Annotated in this window: 19 protein-coding genes; 9 read left to right on the top strand and 10 right to left on the bottom strand. The window is 34.0% G+C overall.

Annotated features, from left to right (window positions below):
- Positions 1-45 precede the first annotated feature (45 nt).
- From I5M07_RS06550 to I5M07_RS06540, 3 genes are all read left to right on the top strand, one after another.
- Positions 46-1,227, top strand: a complete 1,182-nt coding sequence (locus tag I5M07_RS06550) for an aldose epimerase family protein (protein WP_200105417.1) — start codon at positions 46-48, stop codon at positions 1,225-1,227.
- 181 nt (positions 1,228-1,408) lie between these two features.
- Positions 1,409-4,702, top strand: a complete 3,294-nt coding sequence (locus tag I5M07_RS06545; protein WP_200105416.1) for a T9SS type B sorting domain-containing protein — start codon at positions 1,409-1,411, stop codon at positions 4,700-4,702.
- 85 nt (positions 4,703-4,787) lie between these two features.
- Complete coding sequence (locus tag I5M07_RS06540; protein WP_200105415.1) at positions 4,788-5,249, top strand: OsmC family protein; 462 nt, start codon at positions 4,788-4,790, stop codon at positions 5,247-5,249.
- Positions 5,250-5,331: 82 nt separating this feature from the next.
- Here the strand turns inward: I5M07_RS06540 and pyk are convergent, their stop codons facing one another.
- From pyk to I5M07_RS06515, 5 genes are all read right to left on the bottom strand, one after another.
- Positions 5,332-6,762, bottom strand: coding sequence for a pyruvate kinase (gene pyk / locus I5M07_RS06535; RefSeq protein ID WP_200105414.1), 1,431 nt, complete (start codon positions 6,760-6,762; stop codon positions 5,332-5,334).
- 4 nt (positions 6,763-6,766) lie between these two features.
- On the bottom strand, positions 6,767-7,255 hold the full coding sequence (locus I5M07_RS06530; RefSeq protein WP_200105413.1) for an IPExxxVDY family protein: 489 nt from the start codon (positions 7,253-7,255) through the stop codon (positions 6,767-6,769).
- A 105-nt stretch (positions 7,256-7,360) separates the two neighbouring features.
- Positions 7,361-8,110 carry a ribonuclease III gene (gene rnc / locus I5M07_RS06525; protein ID WP_200105412.1) on the bottom strand — a complete coding sequence of 250 codons (750 nt, stop codon included), beginning with the start codon at positions 8,108-8,110 and terminating at the stop codon, positions 7,361-7,363.
- Positions 8,111-8,123: 13 nt separating this feature from the next.
- A complete protein-coding gene (fabF, locus tag I5M07_RS06520; RefSeq protein WP_200105411.1) occupies positions 8,124-9,377 on the bottom strand; it encodes a beta-ketoacyl-ACP synthase II in 1,254 nt (417 codons plus the stop codon).
- A 180-nt stretch (positions 9,378-9,557) separates the two neighbouring features.
- Positions 9,558-9,794: an acyl carrier protein gene (locus I5M07_RS06515; RefSeq protein WP_007137004.1), complete on the bottom strand. Its 237-nt coding sequence runs from the start codon at positions 9,792-9,794 to the stop codon at positions 9,558-9,560.
- Positions 9,795-9,970: 176 nt separating this feature from the next.
- On the opposite strand from I5M07_RS06515, the gene purN reads away from it, so the two are divergent.
- The 4 genes from purN to I5M07_RS06495 all read left to right on the top strand — a co-directional run bounded on the left by purN (position 9,971) and on the right by I5M07_RS06495 (position 14,083).
- Complete coding sequence (gene purN / locus I5M07_RS06510) at positions 9,971-10,531, top strand: phosphoribosylglycinamide formyltransferase (protein WP_200105410.1); 561 nt, start codon at positions 9,971-9,973, stop codon at positions 10,529-10,531.
- A gap of 20 nt (positions 10,532-10,551) precedes the next feature.
- Entirely contained in the window at positions 10,552-11,025 is a 474-nt protein-coding gene (gene rnhA / locus I5M07_RS06505) for a ribonuclease HI (RefSeq protein WP_200105409.1), read from the top strand.
- Between the two features lie 158 nt (positions 11,026-11,183).
- The gene (locus I5M07_RS06500) at positions 11,184-12,107 is read left to right on the top strand and encodes a PfkB family carbohydrate kinase (protein ID WP_200105408.1); all 924 of its coding nucleotides are present in this window, start codon (positions 11,184-11,186) and stop codon (positions 12,105-12,107) included.
- Positions 12,108-12,184: 77 nt separating this feature from the next.
- Positions 12,185-14,083, top strand: coding sequence for an amidophosphoribosyltransferase (locus I5M07_RS06495; protein WP_200105407.1), 1,899 nt, complete (start codon positions 12,185-12,187; stop codon positions 14,081-14,083).
- 636 nt (positions 14,084-14,719) lie between these two features.
- Here the strand turns inward: I5M07_RS06495 and I5M07_RS06490 are convergent.
- The 5 genes from I5M07_RS06490 to I5M07_RS06470 all read right to left on the bottom strand — a co-directional run bounded on the left by I5M07_RS06490 (position 14,720) and on the right by I5M07_RS06470 (position 21,127).
- Complete coding sequence (locus tag I5M07_RS06490; protein WP_200105406.1) at positions 14,720-15,001, bottom strand: F0F1 ATP synthase subunit epsilon; 282 nt, start codon at positions 14,999-15,001, stop codon at positions 14,720-14,722.
- Between the two features lie 51 nt (positions 15,002-15,052).
- On the bottom strand, positions 15,053-16,564 hold the full coding sequence (atpD, locus tag I5M07_RS06485; protein ID WP_200105405.1) for a F0F1 ATP synthase subunit beta: 1,512 nt from the start codon (positions 16,562-16,564) through the stop codon (positions 15,053-15,055).
- A 262-nt stretch (positions 16,565-16,826) separates the two neighbouring features.
- Entirely contained in the window at positions 16,827-18,674 is a 1,848-nt protein-coding gene (glmS, locus tag I5M07_RS06480; RefSeq protein WP_200105404.1) for a glutamine--fructose-6-phosphate transaminase (isomerizing), read from the bottom strand.
- Between the two features lie 11 nt (positions 18,675-18,685).
- Complete coding sequence (locus I5M07_RS06475; protein ID WP_200105403.1) at positions 18,686-20,299, bottom strand: DUF4270 domain-containing protein; 1,614 nt, start codon at positions 20,297-20,299, stop codon at positions 18,686-18,688.
- Positions 20,300-20,320: 21 nt separating this feature from the next.
- A complete protein-coding gene (locus tag I5M07_RS06470; protein WP_200105402.1) occupies positions 20,321-21,127 on the bottom strand; it encodes a glycogen/starch synthase in 807 nt (268 codons plus the stop codon).
- Positions 21,128-21,236: 109 nt separating this feature from the next.
- On the opposite strand from I5M07_RS06470, the gene panC reads away from it, so the two are divergent.
- Together panC and panD are read left to right on the top strand one after the other, a co-directional pair.
- On the top strand, positions 21,237-22,085 hold the full coding sequence (gene panC, locus I5M07_RS06465) for a pantoate--beta-alanine ligase (protein ID WP_200105401.1): 849 nt from the start codon (positions 21,237-21,239) through the stop codon (positions 22,083-22,085).
- A gap of 14 nt (positions 22,086-22,099) precedes the next feature.
- Entirely contained in the window at positions 22,100-22,450 is a 351-nt protein-coding gene (gene panD, locus I5M07_RS06460) for an aspartate 1-decarboxylase (RefSeq protein WP_200105400.1), read from the top strand.
- Positions 22,451-22,476 lie beyond the last annotated feature (26 nt).

Here is a 22,476-nt window from a genome sequence, read left to right as displayed (position 1 = left end):
CAAGGCACCTTGTTTTTTATTAACTATTAACTAAAAAAACAATTTATGAACGGTTTACAGAAAGGTTTTCTTGGATTAAGTTTATTGGCTTTAACTGCGGTTACAGTACAATGTAAAAGCGAAAAAAAAGAAGAAAAAGAAGTTGTTGCAACACAACAAACTGACAGTGTTTCAATTGTAAAATCAGCTTATGGAATTACTCAAAAAGGTGATTCTATTTCGAGTTACAAATTGAAAAACCAAAACGGAATGGAAGTAGATATCATTACTTACGGAGGTATCATTACTGACCTAAAAGTTCCAAATAAAGCAGGAGTTTCTGAAAATGTTGTGATTGGTTTTAATTCAATTGATCAATATCAAAAACCGAATCCTTTCTTCGGAGCATTGATTGGAAGATATGGAAACCGTATTGCAAAAGGCAAATTTACTTTAGACGGAAAAGAATACAAATTAGCAACTAATGACGGACCAAATCATTTGCACGGAGGGCCTGAAGGTTTTCATAGAGTGGTGTGGACTGCAGAAGAAGCAAAAGGTGGCGAAACAGCTACTTTGAAACTGAAATATGTTGCCAAAGATATGGAAGAAGGTTACCCTGGAAACCTAACTGTTTTTGTGACCTACACTTTAAACAAAGACAATGCTTTGGATGTAACCTATGAAGCTACTACTGATAAGAAAACGGTATTAAACTTAACACAACATTCTTATTTTAATTTATCTGGAGATTTTACTAAAAATGTCTTGAATCAAGAAGTAATGATCAATTCAGATAAAATCGTTCCTGTAGATGCGACTTTAATTCCAACTGGAAAATTAGACGATGTTGCGAATACTCCTTTTGATTTTAGAACACCTAAAACAATTGGTAAAGAAATTGAAGCTACAAACGAGCAATTACAAAGAGGTAAAGGGTACGATCACTGTTGGGTTTTAAACAATCCAGAGCCTGGAAAAACGGTTGTAGCATCTGTTTACGATCCTTCTAACGGAAGGTTTTTAGAAATTACTACAGATGAACCTGGAATTCAGTTTTATTCTGGTAATTTCTTAGATGGAACTTTACCAATGAGAAATGGCGGAACCTATGCACACAGAACTGGACTTTGTTTAGAAACGGAGCATTATCCAGATTCTCCAAATCAAAAAAACTTTCCAACGACTGTTTTAAGTCCTGGTGAAAATTATAAAACAAAAACTACCTTTAAGTTTTCGGTAAAATAATAGAAAATTTTAATTATTGGTTTTCAATTGTTTTAAAACCCTTGATAGTTATTCTGTCAAGGGTTTTTGTTTTACATAACAATTACATTATTATATTTGGGTCTTATTAATAAATGTAATCTGCAATTTTTGAGAATGATGATTTACGTATTAATTAAGTTAGCCCCAAAAATATAATAGTATGATAAAAACTTTAAAAAGTGTTTTTAAAAAAATATTTTTATTTTTTATTCCTCTATGTTTTCAATACAGCAATGCTCAAATAACCCTTACTAATAATGTTGGAACTACGTTAGTTAAGAATGATGTGCTTTCTTGTAATCAAGATCAAAGTTGGGCAAGAATATTTAAATTATCTGATTTTGGGATTAAACCCAATGAACAATTTATCATCAATTCAGGACAGATTGGAATTAGTAAATCTAATATTAAGGCAAATTTATATGTTACTGTTTATAGTATTCCTAGTAATTTTTCTGGATTACTGGGTTCAATTAATGGGTTAAAAACATTAGGAAGGGCGGCATTTGGAGTAACTCCAATTGTCAATGGCGTTCCTGAAATTGTTCAAACCGAATTTGAAACACCTATAGTTGTTCCTGCTGGAGTTGATAGAATTTTAGTAAATGTCAGTAGGATTAAATTTTCTGACTATACCATTTTGGAAGAAATTCTTGTTGCAGGTACTGTAGAAGATAAAGGTGAATCTTTAAGTGGTTGTGGATATTCGCACAATTTAGTTTCTACAAAAAATTTGGTTCCCCCAGTTCCTAATGCGAACTTCTATATCAATGTAACTGGCGAAGTATCGAGTATAAAAAGCGAAGGAAAAGTAACCAAACTCTCTCATAATGTATGTGATGATGTAAAAGACGCGGATATTTATTCTTGTGGCTCTACTTACATATATTGGGCAAAAGATTTTACATTAAAAGATTTTGGAATATCTGATAATGAAGAATTCGTAATTAGATCTGGTCAAGTTGGAATTAGCGAAACAGGTTCTTCCCACTCAGAGATTAGTTTTAATATTTACAAAATTGATGACAATTTTCCGGCTTCTTTTTCCGAAAGTGATTTAATTGGTAGTAGTCAAATTCAAAGCCTCCCAACTAGTATTGGCTATGATTTTTCATCCAATATAATACAAGTTGATTTTGATACACCTATAACAATTCCACGAGGTGTTAAAAAAATTTTAGTTGAAGTTTTTAAAGGAATTGGATGGGGAGATGGTCTAGCTTTTATAGCAGGATCTGGTCAAGATAATGGTACTTCCTGGCAAAGAGGATGTACTTATCAACCTGGAACTTATTACAATTTTGATAATAAGTACGTATCAACAGCTGATTTTGGTTTTCCCAACGCCAATTTCTACATCAACGTAACAGGAAATGTAAAAAATGTTACCAATCATTTTGAAATGAATTTTTCAAATATCTGCTCAGAATTCTTAAAAGAATTTAGTATTGATGACTCATCTAAAGTTGCTTCTGTACAATGGAATTTTGGAGATCCAACTTCGGGAACAGCAAATACATCAACCGATTTGTCACCATTTCATGATTTTTCTGTAGATGGAAATTACACAGTTACCGCTATAGTTACAGGAAAAGATGGAACTGTTGAAACGTTAACGGAAACAATTGATGCCAAAGAACCACCAAAAGCTTATGGGATTAATAATATATATGCATGCGAAAATAGTTTTAACACAGGTTTCTCAACTTCTTTTGACACTTCAACAATTACGCAACAAGTATTAGGAGGGCAGACGGATAAGGATGTTACTTTTATTGATGGTAAAGGAAACAAATATGAATCACTCCCTAATCCATTCACAAATACGATCAAAGATCGAGAGACGATAACAGTAAGAGTAAGTCATAAAGATAACCTTTGTTGCTATTCCGAAACTACTTTTGATTTAATAGTAAATCCGTTGCCAAACTTATCGGCTATTTCCAATTTAATTGTTTGTGATGATAATACAGATGGTTTTGGTCAATTTGATTTAAAGTCATTAGAAACATTAGTTATTGGAGGATCAACAGATATAAATGTTGAATTCTATCATCAAAATGGTCAAAAAATAGTAACTCCATTAAATACAGTTACCAATTTAGTGATCAAGGAAGAAACGATAAAAGTAAAAGCTATCAATACAAGTACAAATTGTTATAATGAATCGAAATTTAAGCTGATAGTAAGTCCAGTTCCTGTTGCAAATTCTTTGCAAGAATTAATAGGTTGTGATGACAATAATGATGGAATTTCGGAATATTTTGACACTTCGAAGATTGAGACTATTGTTTTAGGAAATCAGCAAGGATTGAAGGTTTCATATTTTGATACTAACGGAAATGCATTGACGAGTCCATTGCCTAATCCTTATACTAATACAACAAAAAATGGAGAAGTAATAACAGTTAGAGTGACAAATATTTCAAGCAATTGTTATCAAGAAACACCATTGGTTTTAAAAACGACTTCACAACCTCAAATTAATAAACCAATAAATAAATATGCTTGCGATGAAGGAAATGGTTATGCTACTTTTGATATGTCTACTATCGAAGCAGAGATTATAGGAAACCAGTCGGGCTTAAAAATAACCTATTTTGATAGCAATGGAAATCAATTACCAAGTCCTTTACCAACATTATTTAAAAATACTCAGCCAAAATCACAAATAATAAAAGTAAAAGTAGAAAACCAAGTAAATAGTCTTTGCAATTCTGAAACAAGTTTTAATCTAATCGTAAATGATCTACTAAATGTAAATATTGAAAAAACTTATTTTTTATGCGATTTAGAACCTTTTTTGCATTTAACTACAGATGCTAATTTTGATAGTTATACTTGGAAATTTGAAAATGGAGAAGTTATTTCAAACACCCACGAAGTAGACTTAAATAATTCGGGTAATTATACTTTAACTGTCGGAAAAATTCTAAATGACATTTATTGTGAAAATAGTTTTGAATTTGAATTAATTCGTTCTGTACTTCCTTCTATCAAAGAGATAAAATATAAAGAATTATCAGACAACAACTTTATTGAAATTATAGCAGGAGGTGATGGTGACTTTGAATATTCTATAGACGGTGTAAATTATCAAAGAGATAATATTTTTTATAATGTTCAAGGTGGAACTTATTTGGCTTATGTAAGAGATAAATTAGGATGCGGGGAAAATTCGAAAGAAGTCACAGTTATTGATTATCCAAAATTCTTTACTCCAAATAGTGATGGGTTTAATGATGTCTGGAATATAAGCGGTATAAATAAGTTTCCAAATGCTAAAGTATCAGTGTTTGATAGATATGGGAAATTATTAATAGTGTTATCTTCAAAAGACAGTGGCTGGAATGGTTTTTATAACGGAAAGGAAGTGCCATCTGCGGATTATTGGTTTAAGGCTAATCTTGATGATAAAACTTTTATTTCTGGGCATTTTGCACTAAAAAGATAGAATTTTTATCTGTATTTTTTTTATTTAAGGAACTTTGCCAATGCGTGATTTTATATTTTTACCCTGTTTTTAAAAAGAAACAAAAATGAGTTTAAAAGTAGAATTTAAAGTACAAGCTAACTGGAAAAAAGACTTACTTACGGATCGAAAAAATTATAAAAACCACACGGTTTCTATAACAGGAAAACCTGATCTAAAAGTTTCGGCTGCAAAAGAGTTTAAAGGAAATCCTGAATTTTACAATCCTGAAGATCTGTTGTTGAGCAGTTTGATTTCATGCCAGATGATGTCTTATTTTTACGTTTGCCAAAAACACAAAATAGATTTGTTAAGTTATTCAAGTACTGCAGAGGGTGTGGTGGAAGTAAATGAAACAGGAAGCGGCAAATTTATAGAAGTCGTGTTATTTCCGAAAGCAGTTATTCAGAATGAAAAACAAATTGCTCAAGCTATCAGTTTGCATCACGAAGCACATCAACTGTGTTTTATTGCCAATTCATGTAATTTTAAAATTATAATTTGTCCTACTTGTGAAGTTGAGCAGTAAAGACTTTATTTGATTTTAGATAAATAAAAAGCCCATAAAATTATTTTATGGACTTTAAGTTTTAAAAAGTTAGAGACTGAAACTATTCAATTTCGGTAACTCTCATCGTATTCACCATTCCTTTTTCTTTAATTGGCATGGCAGCTAAGTTGATTAAATAATCTCCTTTAGAAACATGGCCTTTTTCTTTGGCAATGTCATTTACATCGATAACGGTATCATCTGTACTTACATCTTTGTCATAAAAATAAGAGCGAACACCCCATAAAAGGTTTAATTGTGTTACAATTCTTTTGTTAGATGTGAATACTAAAATATGCGAATTAGGTCTCCAAGCCGAAATTTGGAATGCAGTATAACCACTGTTTGTTAATGTACAAATTGCTTTTGCGCCAATTGTGTTGGCCATTAAAGCAGCTTGGTGACAAATCGTTTTGGTAATAAAACGTTTGGTTTTAATTTGTGGTGTGTTTTGTGGTACTTGGATAAGCGGAGAATCTTCAACTGCTTCCAAGATTTGTGTCATTTTTTGAATTACTTGTACCGGATAATTTCCAGTAGCCGTTTCACCAGATAACATTACGGCATCTGCACCATCCATTACAGAATTGGCTACGTCGTTTACTTCGGCACGGGTTGGTGTCAAACTTGTAATCATGGTTTCCATCATCTGAGTTGCCACAATTACCGGAATACGAGCAGTTTTGGCTCTACGAATCAAATCTTTTTGAACCAATGGTACTTCGTGAGCTGGTAATTCAACACCTAAATCACCACGAGCAACCATTAATCCATCGCAATAGGCCACGATTTTATCCATGTTTTCTAATGCTTCTGGCATTTCGATTTTGGCTACAATTGGAATTTTATAATCAGAATGTTTGTCGATTAATTCTTGAAGATCTTGTAAGTCACGAGGCGTTTTTACAAAGGATAAGGCAATCCAATCTACTTTTTGTTCAATTGCAAAAATGGCATCGGCTATATCTTTTTCAGTTAAAGCAGGTAACGAAATTTTGGTATTAGGTAAGTTAACTCCTTTTTTCGATTTCAATTCGCCACCTTGAATCACTTTGGCGGTTACTTCGGTTTTTTTGTCTGTTGTAAGGATTTCGAAAATTAATTTCCCGTCATCTAACAAAATGCGCTCCCCTGGATTTACATCATTTGGAAAGTTTTGGTATTTCATAAATACTCTTTCCTTGGTGCCTAAAATGTCTTCGGCAGTAGTAAAAGTAATCACGTCACCGTCGTTTACAATTACACCTTCTTCCATAACGCCCACGCGTAATTTAGGTCCTTGTAAATCTCCTAAAATAGCAGTAGTATATCCAAATTCGTCGTTTAATCCGCGAATAATGTTTATTTTTTCTTTAACTCCTTCGTAATCTGCATGCGAAAAATTAATTCTAAACACATTCACACCTGCGTCGATCATGTCTTTAATGATCTCACGTGTACTGGTTGCAGGCCCAAGTGTGGCTACAATTTTTGTTTTTTTGTTTGTAAGCATTCTATTAAAAAATTAAATTGTTTTTTGATTTTATTTTACTAGTATCAACTTCGTAAACCGTTGATATGGAATCAATGGTGTTTAAAAGTTGCAGTATTTTTAATATATCGAAAGCTTCCTCACTCTTTTCAACTTTTAAAAAATAATCAACTTTTTTGAATTCCGGTAGCAAATATACTTTTGTTACTACTTCCGTAATTGTTTCTGAAAATAAATCGTGTTGTTCGGGATTTTTCAACACTTTTATTTCGATTTTATTCTGAATTAAATTCCAATCCATGGTATTTTCTTCATCATAAAAATAAAATCTTGAAAATTGACTGTTTTCCTCCTGAAAACTAATTTCGATTTCATTTTTACTTTTACTTAAATTGATTGGCAATTTTTGATTGATAAAATAAGCGAGTCTATAATCTTCTAAAGAAGTGTGAATTGCAATTAAATTATAATCAATTTCATCAAATTCGCCAAGATCCAATTTATGTACGGCCATTGTCTTGTCAATTTAAGCTGTAAATATAGCATTTCTATCGGAGCTTAAATAATATCGAATGGTTTGTTTTTGTTAAATTATAAACGATAACGTTATAGACTTAACTTATTTGGCTTTGCTTTTATTCATTTTTTCTTGAAAAGCAAAATAGGCTCTTTGCGAGGCTTTTTCTTCGGCTTTCTTTTTAGAAGTGGCTCTGGCTCTGGCTACAACTTTCTCGTCAATACTTAATTTTACGCCAAATAATCGCTCGCCTCCAATGCCGTTGTCTTCAAAAATATCATAATGAAAAACGTGCTTTTCTTTTTGGCACCACTCAATTACCAAACTTTTATAACTGATGACTTTTCCTTCTAACCTCGGAATGTCCACGTACGGTTCGATCACTTTTTTATGGATAAATTTTTCGCAAAAACCATATCCTTTGTCTAAATAAATGGCTCCAATTAACGATTCGAATATATTACCGTGGATGTTCTCGCCAAAATGTTGAACGGGAACTTTACTTTCTATAAACTGAATGAGATTTAAATCTTTTCCTAATTCATTTAAGTGCTCCCGGCTTACAATTTTAGAACGCATTTTGGTTAAATAACCTTCGTCGCCAGTAGGAACTTCATTAAAAAGGTGGGCTGCAATTACCGAGCTCAGCATAGCATCGCCTAAAAATTCTAATCGTTCATAATTGATAGGATGTCCTTTTTCGTCGAGTTTGTTAGAGGAACGATGTGTAAATGCTTTCTTATAGTTTTCGATGTTGGTTGGCTGAAAACCAAGAATTTTCTGAATAGAATCAAAAAAAATCCCGCCTTCTTGAGAACGGGATTTTGAAAATATTTTTTTGAAAATACTCATGATCACAGTGATATTATTCGGCTACTTTTTTAAACAAAACGCAAGCGTTATGTCCTCCAAATCCGAAAGTATTACTCATTGCTACATTGATTTCTCTCTTTTGAGCTTTATTTAGCGTTAAGTTTAATGACGGATCAATTTTTTCGTCAACTACACTGTGGTTAATCGTTGGTGGAACAATCCCGTGTTGCATGGCTAATATAGAAGCAATCGCTTCGATAGCACCTGCTGCACCTAATAAATGTCCAGTCATTGATTTAGTAGAATTGATGTTGATAGTTTTAGCATGATCTCCAAAAACATGGCTAATTGCTTTCAATTCGGCAACATCACCAAGGGGAGTCGAAGTTCCATGGGTATTGATATGATCAATGTCTTCAGGCTTCATTCCGGCATCACGCAAGGTGTTTTCCATAACTGCAATTACTCCAATTCCTTCAGGATGCGGAGCGGTTAAGTGGTAAGCATCAGATGACATTCCGCCACCGCCTATTTCGCAATATATTTTAGCACCTCTAGCTTTTGCGTGTTCGTATTCTTCCAGGACTAAAGCTCCAGCTCCTTCGCCTAAAACAAAACCATCGCGCATTGCATCAAAGGGTCTTGATGCTGTTTCAGGACTTTCGTTTCGGGTTGATAAGGCATGTAAAGCATTAAAACCACCCATACCAGCAATGGTAATGGCAGCTTCAGAACCACCAGAAATGATAACATCACACATACCCAAACGGATATAATTGAAAGCATCAATTAAAGCATTTGCCGAAGAGGCACAAGCCGATACAGTAGTATAATTGGGTCCCATGTATCCATTTCGCATCGAAATATGAGCAGGAGCAATATCGGCAATCATTTTAGGAATAAAAAACGGATTGAATTTAGGAGTTCCATCGCATTTCGTGTAATAAATTACCTCGTCTTGAAACGTTTCTAAGCCTCCAATTCCAGCTCCCCAAATAACACCTACACGGTTTTTTTGTACATTATCATCAGTAATACCGGCATCTTTTATCGCCTCGTCACTAGCTGCAATTGCGTATTGAGCAAATTTATCCAATCTACGAGCCTCTTTACGATCCATATAATCTTCTACATTGAAGTTTTTAACTTCACATGCAAATTTTGTTTTATGTTTTTCGGTATCATAATAGGTGATAGGGGCAGCACCACTAACTCCATTGATCAAGCCTTCCCAATATTCTTGGATATTATTACCAATAGGAGTAAGAGCACCTAATCCTGTTACAACCACTCGTTTTAATGTCATAAATTATGTCTTTTGTATGCTTAAACTAATAAAACCCATGCTTTCTTAATGATTTGGAATTTAAGAGCAATGGGTTACTATAGAAATGTTTTTGATTGAAATTCAACCCAAAATGGAATCTTGAAAAAATAACAACACCCGACTTTAGAATTTTCTAATAAAAATCGGGTGTTTGGTGTATTATTTTTTAGCTTCTTCGATGTAAGAAATAGCTTGACCTACAGTAGCGATGTTTTCTGCTTGATCGTCTGGAATTTGAATATCAAATTCTTTTTCGAATTCCATAATAAGCTCAACAGTGTCTAATGAGTCAGCTCCTAAATCATTAGTGAAGCTTGCTTCTGTTACAACTTCGTTTTCGTCAACACCTAATTTGTCTACGATAATCGCTTTTACTCTTGATGCAATGTCTGACATAATCTTTAATTTTAGAATTTAATTTGTTGGCAAAAATAAAAAACTTTATTTTAAAACAACACTTTAGTTAATAAATGTAACACTAATTTATAAAATTAATTTTAACAAAGCTTTTATAAAGCTATTTATTTTCGATTTTTATTCCGTTTTTTGCATAAATTTAATTGAGATTATTCATGAAAAAAATTATCGTTTTTGCCTCAGGATCAGGTAGTAATGCCGAAAATATTATTCGGTTTTTTCAAGATTCACCTTTGGCTAAAGTGGTTTTAGTGCTTACTAATAATGCAAATGCAAAGGTTATAGATAGGGCTAAAAATCTTCAAATTCCAGTCGAAATATTCACTAAAACCGACCTAAATGAAGGCAAAGTACTACAAATTATCAACCAAATCTGTCCTGATTTGATTGTTTTAGCCGGCTTTTTGTGGCAATTTCCTAAAAATATAATCGATGTTTACCCGAACGCTATAATTAACATTCACCCTGCGCTTTTACCTAATTATGGTGGTAAAGGAATGTATGGCATGCACATTCACAGGGCTATAGTCGAAAATAAAGAAGCTGAAACTGGAATTACAATTCATTATGTAAATGAAAATTACGATGAAGGCGCTATCATTTTTCAAGAAAAAGTAAGTGTAAGTGATTTGGATACTGCCGAAACGGTTGCCGAAAAAATTCACGGACTGGAACAAATGCATTTTCCAAAAGTGATAGCGGATTTGCTTACCTAATTCTCATATCAAATTTAGTAATGAAAAACTACGAAGTACATATATATACGGATGGAGCTGCAAAAGGCAATCCCGGTAACGGAGGCTACGGAGTAGTGATGGAATTGGTTGGAACAACGCACCGAAAAGAATTTTATGAAGGGTTTCGACTAACAACTAATAATAGGATGGAATTGCTAGCCGTAATTGTAGGGTTAGAAAAGTTAAAAAAACCAAACAGGAACGTTTTAATAATTTCCGATTCGAAATATGTAGTGGATTCTGTAGAAAAAAAATGGGTTTTTGGTTGGGAAAAAAAAGGTTTCGCTGGAAAAAAAAATCCCGATTTGTGGAAGCGATTTTTGATTGTTTATCGCAAACATCAAGTCGATTTTAAGTGGATAAAAGGGCACAATAATCATCCTCAAAATGAACGCTGTGATCAATTAGCGGTTATGGCTTCGTTAAAAAGCCAGTTGTCGGTTGATTTTTATTATGAAAATGAAGTTTCTTAATAGGTAGTTTTGTTTGTTGATCTGTGTTGTAATTTGTTGTCTTTTAGGTGTTTTTGATGTATAACACCTTTTTTTATTTATGAAAACTTTCAGACTTTCAAACTTTGCAACTTTGGTAGTTATAAAGTATCTTTGCACTTTAATTCCAAATTCAAAAAATGAATAAATTATTGATCGTTGGAACGGTAGCGTTCGACGCAATTGAAACACCTTTCGGAAAAACGGACAAAATTTTAGGTGGTGCAGCAACTTATATCGGTTTATCAGCATCATTTTTCAATCTGCAATCGGCTATAGTTTCTGTAGTGGGTGATGATTTTCCTCAAGAACATTTAGATCTTTTAACTTCCAAAAACATTGATATTTCGGGAATCGAAATTGTAAAAGGCGGTAAAACGTTTTTTTGGAGTGGTTTGTATCACAATGATTTAAATTCTCGTGATACTTTGGTAACTGAGTTGAATGTTTTAGCCGAATTTCAACCAAAAGTACCTCAAAATTATAAAGATGCAGATGTGGTAATGTTAGGAAACTTGCATCCACTAGTACAAAGTAGTGTTTTGGATCAAATGGAGGTAAAACCCAAATTGGTCGTTTTGGATACTATGAATTTTTGGATGGATTGTGCTTTGCCTGAATTATTAGACGTAATTAAACGTGTAGACGTAATTACAATTAATGATGAAGAAGCGCGCCAACTTTCAGGTGAATATTCATTAGTAAAATCGGCTGCCAAAATTCAGGAAATGGGGCCTCAATATGTGGTGATTAAAAAAGGAGAGCACGGAGCGCTTTTATTCCACAATAGAGAGGTGTTTTTTGCGCCCGCTTTACCGCTTGAAGAAGTTTTTGATCCAACCGGAGCAGGAGATACTTTTGCTGGTGGTTTCTCTGGATTTATTACGCAAAGCGAAAATATTTCTTTTGAAAACATGAAAAATGCTATTATTTACGGCTCTAATTTAGCTTCCTTTTGTGTAGAGAAATTTGGAACCGAAAGAATGGAAACGCTCAGTAAAGCAGAAGTTGCCAGTCGATTACAACAATTCAAGTCTTTAACTCAGTTTGATATAGAAATATAATGCCCGATAGCCTCGATAAAACGGGGCTTTTTTTATTACATTAAAACACAACTTACAACAACACAAATACAAATACCATGAGCGACGCTATAAAACATGAATGTGGAATTGCATTAGTAAGACTTCTAAAACCGCTTGAATACTATAAAGAAAAGTACGGAACTGCTTTTTACGGAATCCAAAAAATGTATCTGATGATGGAAAAACAGCACAATCGTGGTCAAGACGGTGCTGGTTTTGCTAGTATCAAATTCGATGTTGAACCAGGTCAGCGATATATTAGTAGAGTGCGTTCAAATCATTCGCAACCAATTCAAGATGTATTTGCTCAAATTAATGCTCGGATAAATGAAGAGCTGGAAAATCATCCTGAATATGTAGACGATGTGGCAGCACAAAAAGCCAATATACCTTACATAGGAGAATTGTTTTTAGGGCACGTGCGCTACGGAACGTTCGGTAAAAACAGTATCGAAAGTGTACATCCTTTTTTACGTCAAAGCAATTGGATGCATCGTAATTTAATTTTAGCGGGTAACTTTAATATGACTAATGTGAAGGAACTTTTCCAGAATTTAGTTGAATTAGGTCAGCATCCAAAAGAAATGGCAGATACGGTTACCGTGATGGAAAAAATCGGCCATTTTTTAGATAAAGAAGTAATGCAATTGTATCAAGATTGTAAAGCCGAAGGATATACCAAAAAAGAAGCTTCGCCTGTTATTGCAGAACGTTTGGATATTGGTAAAATCTTAACTCGATCAGCTAAAAACTTAGACGGTGGTTATGCTATGGCGGGACTTTTAGGTCATGGAGATGCATTTGTTTTTAGAGATCCTGCTGGAATTCGCCCAGCTTATTTTTATCAAGATGACGAAGTAATTGTGGTTGCTTCGGAGCGTCCGGTAATTCAAACTGTTTTTAACGTGGCTTTCGAAAATGTTCAAGAAATCGAACCAGGAAATGCTTTAATCATCAAAAAGAACGGAACACTTTCGATGGAGCAAATCTTAACACCAACTGTTAAAAAAGCGTGTTCGTTTGAGCGTATTTATTTTTCAAGAGGTAGTGATGCCGAAATATATCAAGAGCGTAAAAATTTAGGTAAATTGATTCTGCCCGCAGTTTTGAAATCAATTGATAGCGATACCGATAATACTGTTTTTTCGTATATTCCAAATACTGCCGAAACGTCTTTTTACGGAATGGTCGAGGCTGCACAAGATTTCTTGAATCAACGTAAAAATGATTACATTATTGCCAATCGAAATACGCTTACAGCCGATTCACTAAGGGAATTGTTGGCGGTGAAAATCCGTACTGAAAAAGTGGCGATTAAAGATGCCAAATTGCGAACTTTCATTACAGAAGACAGCAGTCGTGATGATTTAGTCGCACACGTTTATGATGTTACCTATGGCGTTATTAAACCGACAGATAATTTGGTAATTATTGATGACAGTATTGTTCGTGGTACTACTTTAAAAATGAGTATCATTAAAATGATGGATCGTTTACAGCCTAAACGCATCGTTATTGTGTCCTCTGCGCCTCAAATTCGTTTTCCTGATTGCTACGGAATTGATATGGCTAAGCTGGAAGGTTTGGTAGCTTTTAGAGCGGCACTAGCCTTGCTCAAAGAACGAAACCAATACCATATTGTCGATGAAGTGTATACAAAATGTAAGGCGCAAGAAAATTTTGAAGATAAAGCGGTTGTAAATTATGTTACGGCCATATACGAACCTTTTACAGACCAAGAAATATCAGATAAAATTGCAGAGATGTTAAGCTCGCCAGAAATAAAAGCAGAAGTTAAGATTATCTTCCAAACGGTTGAGGATTTGCATAAAGCGTGTCCTAAAAATTTAGGAGATTGGTACTTTACAGGAGACTATCCAACGCCAGGAGGTAACCGCGTTGTGAATCGTGCTTTTATGAATTTTTACGAAGGTAAAGATGCCCGAGCATATTAATAAAAAGTTAAATAATGCATTTCATCGGATTTATTTGCCGTTAATCCTGAATTTTTGGCAAACGAAGGAGTCTAAAGTACTTTTGATATACCATAACATTAGTAGGTTAAGTTTATGGTAGATTTGGGGCAAAAAGGGTGGATTTATTCCACCTTTTTTATTTTCTTCACTTTGCCCAGTCTGTTATTGTCAAATCTCAATTTTTTCTTTTTCTATTTTATAATTCCTCAAAATTTGCAGATAAACGATTTTTTAGGTTTTTTATCTGATTTGTGAGAAAAATAGGATTACTTATTGTATATTTACTACACTATAATATTAGTAGGTTAAGTTTATAGTAGATTTGGGGCAAAAAGGGTAGAAGTAATTCTACCCTTTTTTGTTATTATAAAATATCCAAAATATTGTAAATCAGTATTTTAACGATTTTATTTGTTTTTAATCAGATTTTATTTTGTTTTAAAGACATGCTTTTTACATTAGAGTAACCATTAACAATAGTAGGTTAAGTTTATGGTAGATTTGGGGCAAAAAAGGTGGAGCAATCCACCTTTTTTATTTTGTAAATTAATTGAAATGAAAAAGCCGTTGCATTTTAAATGCAACGGCTTTACTATTTAATCTTTAAGATATGTTTTAGTCAACTAAAACAATAACCTTGTTGTCTTTTAATTCGATGGTTCCCGATTCAATAGCTAAGGTGTAGTTTTGATCGTTAACTTTTTTGAACTTGTATGCAACCTCTTTGGCAAAATTAAAACTAGTAGCTGTAATTTTTACTTCACCCTTTCCTAAAATAGAAACAATAGGCGCGTGGTTGTTTAATATTTGAAAACTACCGTCAACTCCTGGTAAAGTAACTGAGGTTACTTCGGCAGAGAACAAGGTGGCTTCTGGTGATACTATTTCTAAAATCATAATTCTAATAATTGATAATTGATAATTGTCAATTGATAATTATCAATTGAATTACGCTTCAGCTAACATTTTCTCTCCAGCTTCGATTGCATCTTGAATAGAACCTTTCAAGTTGAATGCTGCCTCTGGAAGGTGGTCTAGCTCACCATCGATAATCATATTAAATCCTTTGATAGTATCTTTAATGTCTACTAAAACTCCTGGGATACCTGTAAATTGTTCTGCTACGTGGAACGGTTGAGACAAGAAACGTTGTACACGACGCGCTCTTGATACCGATAATTTATCTTCTTCAGAAAGCTCTTCCATACCTAAAATCGCGATGATATCTTGCAATTGTTTGTATTTTTGAAGAATTTCTTTAACTCTTTGTGCACAATTATAGTGATCATCACCTAAAATTTGTGGAGTCAAAATTCTTGAAGTAGAATCCAATGGATCAACTGCAGGATAAATACCTAACTCAGCAATTTTACGAGACAATACTGTTGTAGCATCTAAGTGTGCAAAAGTTGTTGCTGGCGCAGGGTCAGTTAAGTCATCCGCAGGAACGTAAACCGCTTGTACCGATGTAATAGATCCTTTGTTTGTAGATGTAATACGCTCTTGCATAGCACCCATCTCTGTTGCCAAAGTTGGTTGGTAACCCACTGCAGATGGCATACGACCTAAAAGTGCCGATACTTCAGAACCTGCTTGTGTAAAACGGAAGATATTATCTACAAAGAACAATACATCTTTACCTTGGTCAGATCCAGCTCCATCACGGAAATACTCAGCAATAGATAATCCTGAAAGTGCTACACGAGCACGAGCTCCAGGTGGCTCATTCATTTGTCCGAAAACAAAAGTAGCTTTAGACTCTCTCATTCCTGGCATATCAACTTTAGACAAATCCCATCCTCCATTTTCCATAGAGTGCATGAAATCTTCTCCGTATTTAATAATTCCTGACTCTAACATCTCACGAAGCAAGTCATTTCCTTCACGTGTTCTTTCTCCTACTCCTGCGAATACTGAAAGACCACCGTGACCTTTTGCGATATTATTAATCAACTCTTGAATTAATACTGTTTTACCAACACCTGCACCACCGAACAATCCAATTTTACCTCCTTTTGCATAAGGCTCAATCAAATCGATTACTTTAATACCTGTAAATAAAACTTCAGTAGAAGTTGACAATTCATCAAATTTTGGAGCTTGTCTGTGGATTGGTAATCCATTTTCTCCTGTTTTTGGTAAATCTCCTAAACCATCAATTGCATCTCCCACTACATTAAATAGTCTTCCGTATACGTCTGGACCAATTGGCATTTGTATAGGTGTTCCCATTCCAACTACTTCGTATCCTCTACTTAATCCATCTGTAGAATCCATAGAGATGGTACGAACGGTGTTTTCTCCGATGTGTGATTGCACTTCAAGTACTAATTTTGTACCATCTTTTTTAGTGATTTCTAATGAATCATAAATTTTTGGAAGTTCAACATCTTTTCCGTTGAAAACAACATCTACTACTGGTCCAATGATTTGGGCAACTTTTCCTATTACTTTTGACATTACTTATGTGTTTATTAAATAGCTATTTAGGTTTAACGAAAATACCTCTTTTTTCAGAGCGCAAAGATAATTTTTTAAAATCTAAAATCAATATTTTTTATATAAAAAAAGGTGTTTTTTTGAGATTGTTTTTTATTGTTTTATTTTGGTAATTCTGATGTCTTTTATAATATTGCTTAATTCGAAGATTTGAATGTATATAGCAACGAATAAAAAGGCATAAAAAAAGAGGCCGTTTTAGAGACCTCTTTCATGATTTAGTTTATTCAACCGTTACGGATTTTGCTAAATTTCGTGGCTGGTCGACATTGCAACCTCTTAAAACAGCAATATGGTAGGATAAGAGTTGTAAAGGAATAGTTGTAATTAAAGGTGATAAGGCATCAGAAGTTTCTGGAATCTCAATTACATAATCAGATAATTCTCTAACCTGAGTGTCTCCTTTGGTTACTACTGCAATTATTTTTCCACTTCTCGATTTTATTTCCTGAATGTTACTTACAATTTTGTCGTAATGCCCTTGTTTAGGAGCAATTACAATTACAGGCATTTGCTCATCAATTAAAGCAATTGGACCGTGTTTCATTTCGGCAGCAGGATAACCTTCGGCATGAATATAAGAAATCTCTTTAAGTTTTAAAGCGCCTTCTAGTGCAACAGGAAAGTTATACCCTCTTCCTAAATACAAGCAATTAGTTGAATCTTTGAATTTTAAAGCAATTTCTTTCGTGATGTCGTTAGTAGATAAAACTTCTTTAACTTTTTCGGGAATAATTTCCAATTCCATCAAATACCTGTGGTAATCCGAGTTGGATAAAGTACCTTTTGCTTTAGCCAAACGAAGTGCCAGCATAGTCAATACCGTGATTTGGGTAGTGAAAGCTTTGGTAGAGGCAACTCCAATTTCGGGTCCGGCATGTGTATAAGCTCCAGCATGACTTTCTCTAGAAATTGAGGAACCTACCACGTTACAAACGCCAAATACAAAAGCACCGTTTTCTTTAGCTAATTTTATTGCGGCCATAGTATCGGCAGTTTCACCTGATTGTGAAATAGCGATGACCACATCTTTTTTGTTAATGATGGGATTACGGTATCTGAATTCGGAAGCATATTCAACTTCAACCGGAATACGTGCAAATTCTTCAATAACATATTCCGCTACTAAACCAGCATGCCATGAGGTTCCGCAAGCCACAATTAAAATGCGTTCTGCGTTTAAGAATTTCTCGATATTGTCTTCAATACCGGCCATTTGTACGATTCCTTTGTTGGCGTTTAAACGGCCTCTGTAGGTATCTTTAATTACATTAGGTTGTTCGTAAATTTCTTTCATCATAAAATGATCGTAACCACCTTTTTCAATTTGTTCTAAATTGAGTTGTAATTCTTGAACAGTAGGAGTAACTAAAGAATCATCTTTAATTTTTCTGATTTTGATAGGTTTGTGCAAGCGAATATTAGCCATTTCGCCATCTTCTAAATATACGGCATTCGAAGTGTATTCAATAAATGGCGTAGCATCTGAAGCAATAAAATATTCATTTTCTCCAATCCCGATAGCTAATGGACTTCCTAATCGAGCCGCGACTATTTCTTCTGGATTTTTTATATCAAATACAGCAATTGCATACGCACCAACTACTTGATTAAGTGCTATCTGAACCGCCTTGCCTAATTTTGTTTTTTCAGTTTTTTGAATTTCTTCAATCAAATTTACTAAAACTTCGGTATCGGTATCCGATTTAAAAGTATACCCTCTGTTTTTTAATTCTTCTTTTAGAGGTGCATAATTTTCGATGATTCCGTTGTGGATGATGGCTAAATTTCCGGAATTGGATAAATGTGGATGCGAATTAACATCATTAGGTACACCATGAGTGGCCCAACGTGTATGACCAATTCCGATGGTTCCTTTAGTGTCGAGTTCTGCTTTGGCTTTTTTTTCTAAATCAGAAACTTTTCCTTTTGTTTTGCAAAGGTTGATACCTTTTTCATTGTATAGCATTACTCCGGCGCTATCGTAGCCTCTGTACTCCAATCGTCTTAATCCTTTTGTTACGATAGGATAGGCTTCACGATGACCAATATATCCAACGATTCCGCACATAGTATTTTATTTTAATTATTTGGTTTTGTATAATAAATTTGAAGCTTCAATTTTTTGTCTTCAGGAACATTGTTAGTACTTCCGTATAAAACAGTTCCTCGCGCGCTCATAACAGAACTCTTTGGGACTTGGCTAATTAGAGAATTGGCTGTTTTAAGTGGATTAAAGCCTAAAATTGCTTGACTTTCCGAAACGACTAAACCTAATGTTACATTTTGACTATCGGTGTTTTTAATCAAATTTCGTATATATTCCGTAATACGAATTTTGTATGAGATTCCTTTTTTAGTAGTCGTGTCTGTGGTGATATATCCGCCGTATAAACTGGGTGTAAGGAAATCAACCAAGGCTTGGTCGTTGGTTAAATCGTAAAGATAAATGTTATTCGGCTCGTTGCTGTTTGCCATTTTATCCGTATCGATATAAAAAATCAAATTGGCTTCATTAATTAATAATTGATTTTTTTTGTAACGCAAACGCAAATCGTCCAATTCATCCGAAACTCCATTTGGTCCTGTGGTATTGCCGTTTTCGTCATAACCTAATACATCGCTTTTGTCAAAAAGATCAATTATCGACATGGCTCCTTGACCGCCTCGGATGTATAACCTTTCATCACCAACGGTAGTGTTAGCTGAAGTAGTAGCGGTTGTGTAATTGGTATTTGAGTTACTTTCTTCTAATAACGAAATGGTATTGCCTTTTAAATTAAGGACAATTGTTTTTTCTTCTGTTTCGGTATCGTCATCGGTAGTGCTTTCGGTTTTAGCTTTATATGTAATCGTAATTTGACCTTCTGCAAAATTCATCAAAGCTAAATTACTTGGGCTGGAACCTGATTTTTCTACTTTAAAATACAACCCTCTGAAATAATTGGTAAAAACGTCTGCTGAAGCCAAGTTAGAAGCGCTTGTATTTAGTATTTTAGATTGAAAATAATCTTTATTTAAATTAAGCTGCATTTCTGGTGCACGGTATGAAGTGGTTTCTTTTTCCGTTTCGGGATCGGTAGTTTTAATTACGATTTGAGATTTATCAAAAAAGAATTCATCATTTTCTGTTTTGTCTTCCGAATCGTTTAAACGAGTTCCTTTTTTTTGTGAATCAATAGTCGCATTTTGATCAGTATAATACAATTGTTGATTTTGAAAATCAGACGATGGGTCTAAATTTCGAAGGTAATAACCCGATTCGTAAACGCTTAATTTTAATTTTCCATCAGCAGCGCCCGAAATCGAATCTAATGCATATTGACTAGAACCGTCTTCATTAACAGTAGTAACATGGCTGAAATATGGAATTGTTAAAACCACACTTTCAATTTCTGGATTTTCGCCAATAACAGGAGCGTAACTGCTAAGTTGAACTTGAGTAACAAAATTAGCGGTTTGCGTGCCAAAAGCAGGGTCATCGTATATTCCTAATGAATTGGATGCTAAGTTATTGGATGCTACTGCTGGCACTTTTTCATTGTAAGCAAGCAGGTTAGAACTGTATATTTCAAAGTCAAAATCATTATCCCCGATAATATCAGATCCAACAACATTGTAGTCTTTATCACAAGAACAAAATAAAATAACACTTGCAGCAAAAGCAATTTTCTTAAAAAAAGAAGTGTTTAACATTGGTAAGTAAAAAGTTTTAGATTATAGAACCTCATTTTTATAAAAGTTGGTATATGCTTCTGCAAAACCTTCTTTGGCGGTGAAAGGTAAAAAAGGTTTTCCTGAAGATTCTATAAATTTTGTTAAACTTGAGGAAACGTTTGGCGAAGCAATAATCACACCATCCGAATGCAGGATACTGGTTTTCATAATGTTTTCGTAATTAGGTGTTTCTAAATCAGCAATCGCTTCGTGCGGAACATCATCAAATTTAACTTTGTTAATCATTTCAATATCTAACGTATTGTCAAAAGATTGTCCGTAAACCGATGTTACAATTTTAGTGTCCGAAAATAAGGCTTCGTTTTTGTAATAATGTTTCATGTAAACCGGTAACATGGCGGCCATCCAGCCGTGAACATGTATAATATCGGGAACCCAGTTTAGTTTTTTTACTGTTTCAACTACTCCTTTTGCAAAAAATATAGAACGTTCGTCGTTATCGGGGTACATTACGCCTTCTTCGTCGGCAAAAGTGGCTTTTCTTTTAAAATATTCGTCATTATCAATAAAATAAACCTGAATTCGTTCTTTGGGTATAGAGGCAACTTTTATGATTAAAGGCATATCTAAATCATTGACAACCAAATTCATACCCGAAAGACGGATAACTTCGTGTAATTGGTGTCTTCTTTCGTTAATATTTCCATATCTTGGCATGAAAATTCTTATCTGTCCTCCTTGATCATTAATCATTTTGGGTACATCGTAAGACATTAAAGAAACCTCGTTTTCAGCTAAATAAGGCACCACTTCAGATGATACATATAATATCCTCTTTTCTTTCATAATTGTAATTTACTTAATTCATTGGAAATAAAAACGATGCAAAATTACAAAATTTTATGCAGTTATTAACTAAAATATTAATTTTGCACCTAATTTTAAAAATACCACCATGCACGTTTTTAATGGTAAAGCCGATTTGATAGCGCATTTAAATTCTATTAAAACCGCACATTCTACGATTGGATTTGTTCCCACAATGGGGGCCTTACATGAAGGGCATTTGGCCCTGATGAAACGTTCTTTACAAGATACAGATTTTACTGTGGTGAGTATTTTTGTAAATCCTACACAGTTTAATAATCCTGATGATTTGGTTAAATATCCACGTACTTTAGAGGCTGATGTGGCTAAAATGAACCAATTGAATCCGGATATTATCGTGTATGCACCAACTGTAGACGATATTTACGAAGGCAATACCGTTTCGCAACATTTTGATTTTGATGGATTAGAATTTCAGATGGAAGGTAAATTTAGACCTGGGCATTTTGATGGAGTGGGCACCGTGGTTAAACGTCTTTTTGAAATTGTAAAGCCCGATTTGGCCTACTTTGGAGAAAAAGATTTTCAACAATTGCAAATCATCAAAAAATTAGTTTCGAAGTACAAATTGGGAATCAAAATTGTCGGTTGTCCGATTTTTAGAGAATCCAATCAATTGGCCATGAGTTCGCGTAACGAACGGTTAACTCCCGAAGAACGAAGTGAAGCTTCTTTGATTTATGACACATTAAACGAAGTAAAAAATCGCTTTCAAACCGAGTCTATTGCCGAAATTTCAGCATGGGTAAGTAGTGTTTTTGATGCTCATGAACGATTTGATTTGGAGTACTTTGTAATTGCCGATGCAAACACTTTGGAAACCCAAACCGAAAAAGAGTCTAACAAGAATTACCGTGCATTTATTGCTGTTTTTGTTAATAATGTGCGTTTAATTGACACCATTTCATTAAATTAATTTACTTTTGTGCCATGCAAATTCAAGTAGTAAAATCTAAAATACATCGTGTAAAAGTAACGGGTGCCGATTTAAATTATATTGGTAGTATTACGGTCGATGAAACCTTAATGGACGCTTCTAATATTATTGAAGGCGAAAAAGTTTCCATTGTAAATATTAATAACGGCGAACGTTTTGAAACTTACGTCATTAAAGGCGAACGCAACTCCGGCGAGATTACACTTAATGGACCCGCAGCTCGAAAAGTACAAAAAGACGATATCATTATCATTATTTCGTATGCCACTTTAGAGTTTGAAGAAGCTAAAACTTTCAAACCGTGGATTATTTTTCCTAATGAAACCAATAATTCTTTAACCTAAAAGAATATAAAATAACTTCTAAATGC

This window comes from Flavobacterium agrisoli, assembly GCF_016522065.1.
In the GTDB taxonomy this organism is placed as follows: Bacteria; Bacteroidota; Bacteroidia; order Flavobacteriales; family Flavobacteriaceae; genus Flavobacterium; species Flavobacterium agrisoli.
The sequence above is the reverse complement of the archived record's forward strand: the minus strand, read 5'-3'. Positions and strand labels throughout refer to the sequence as shown.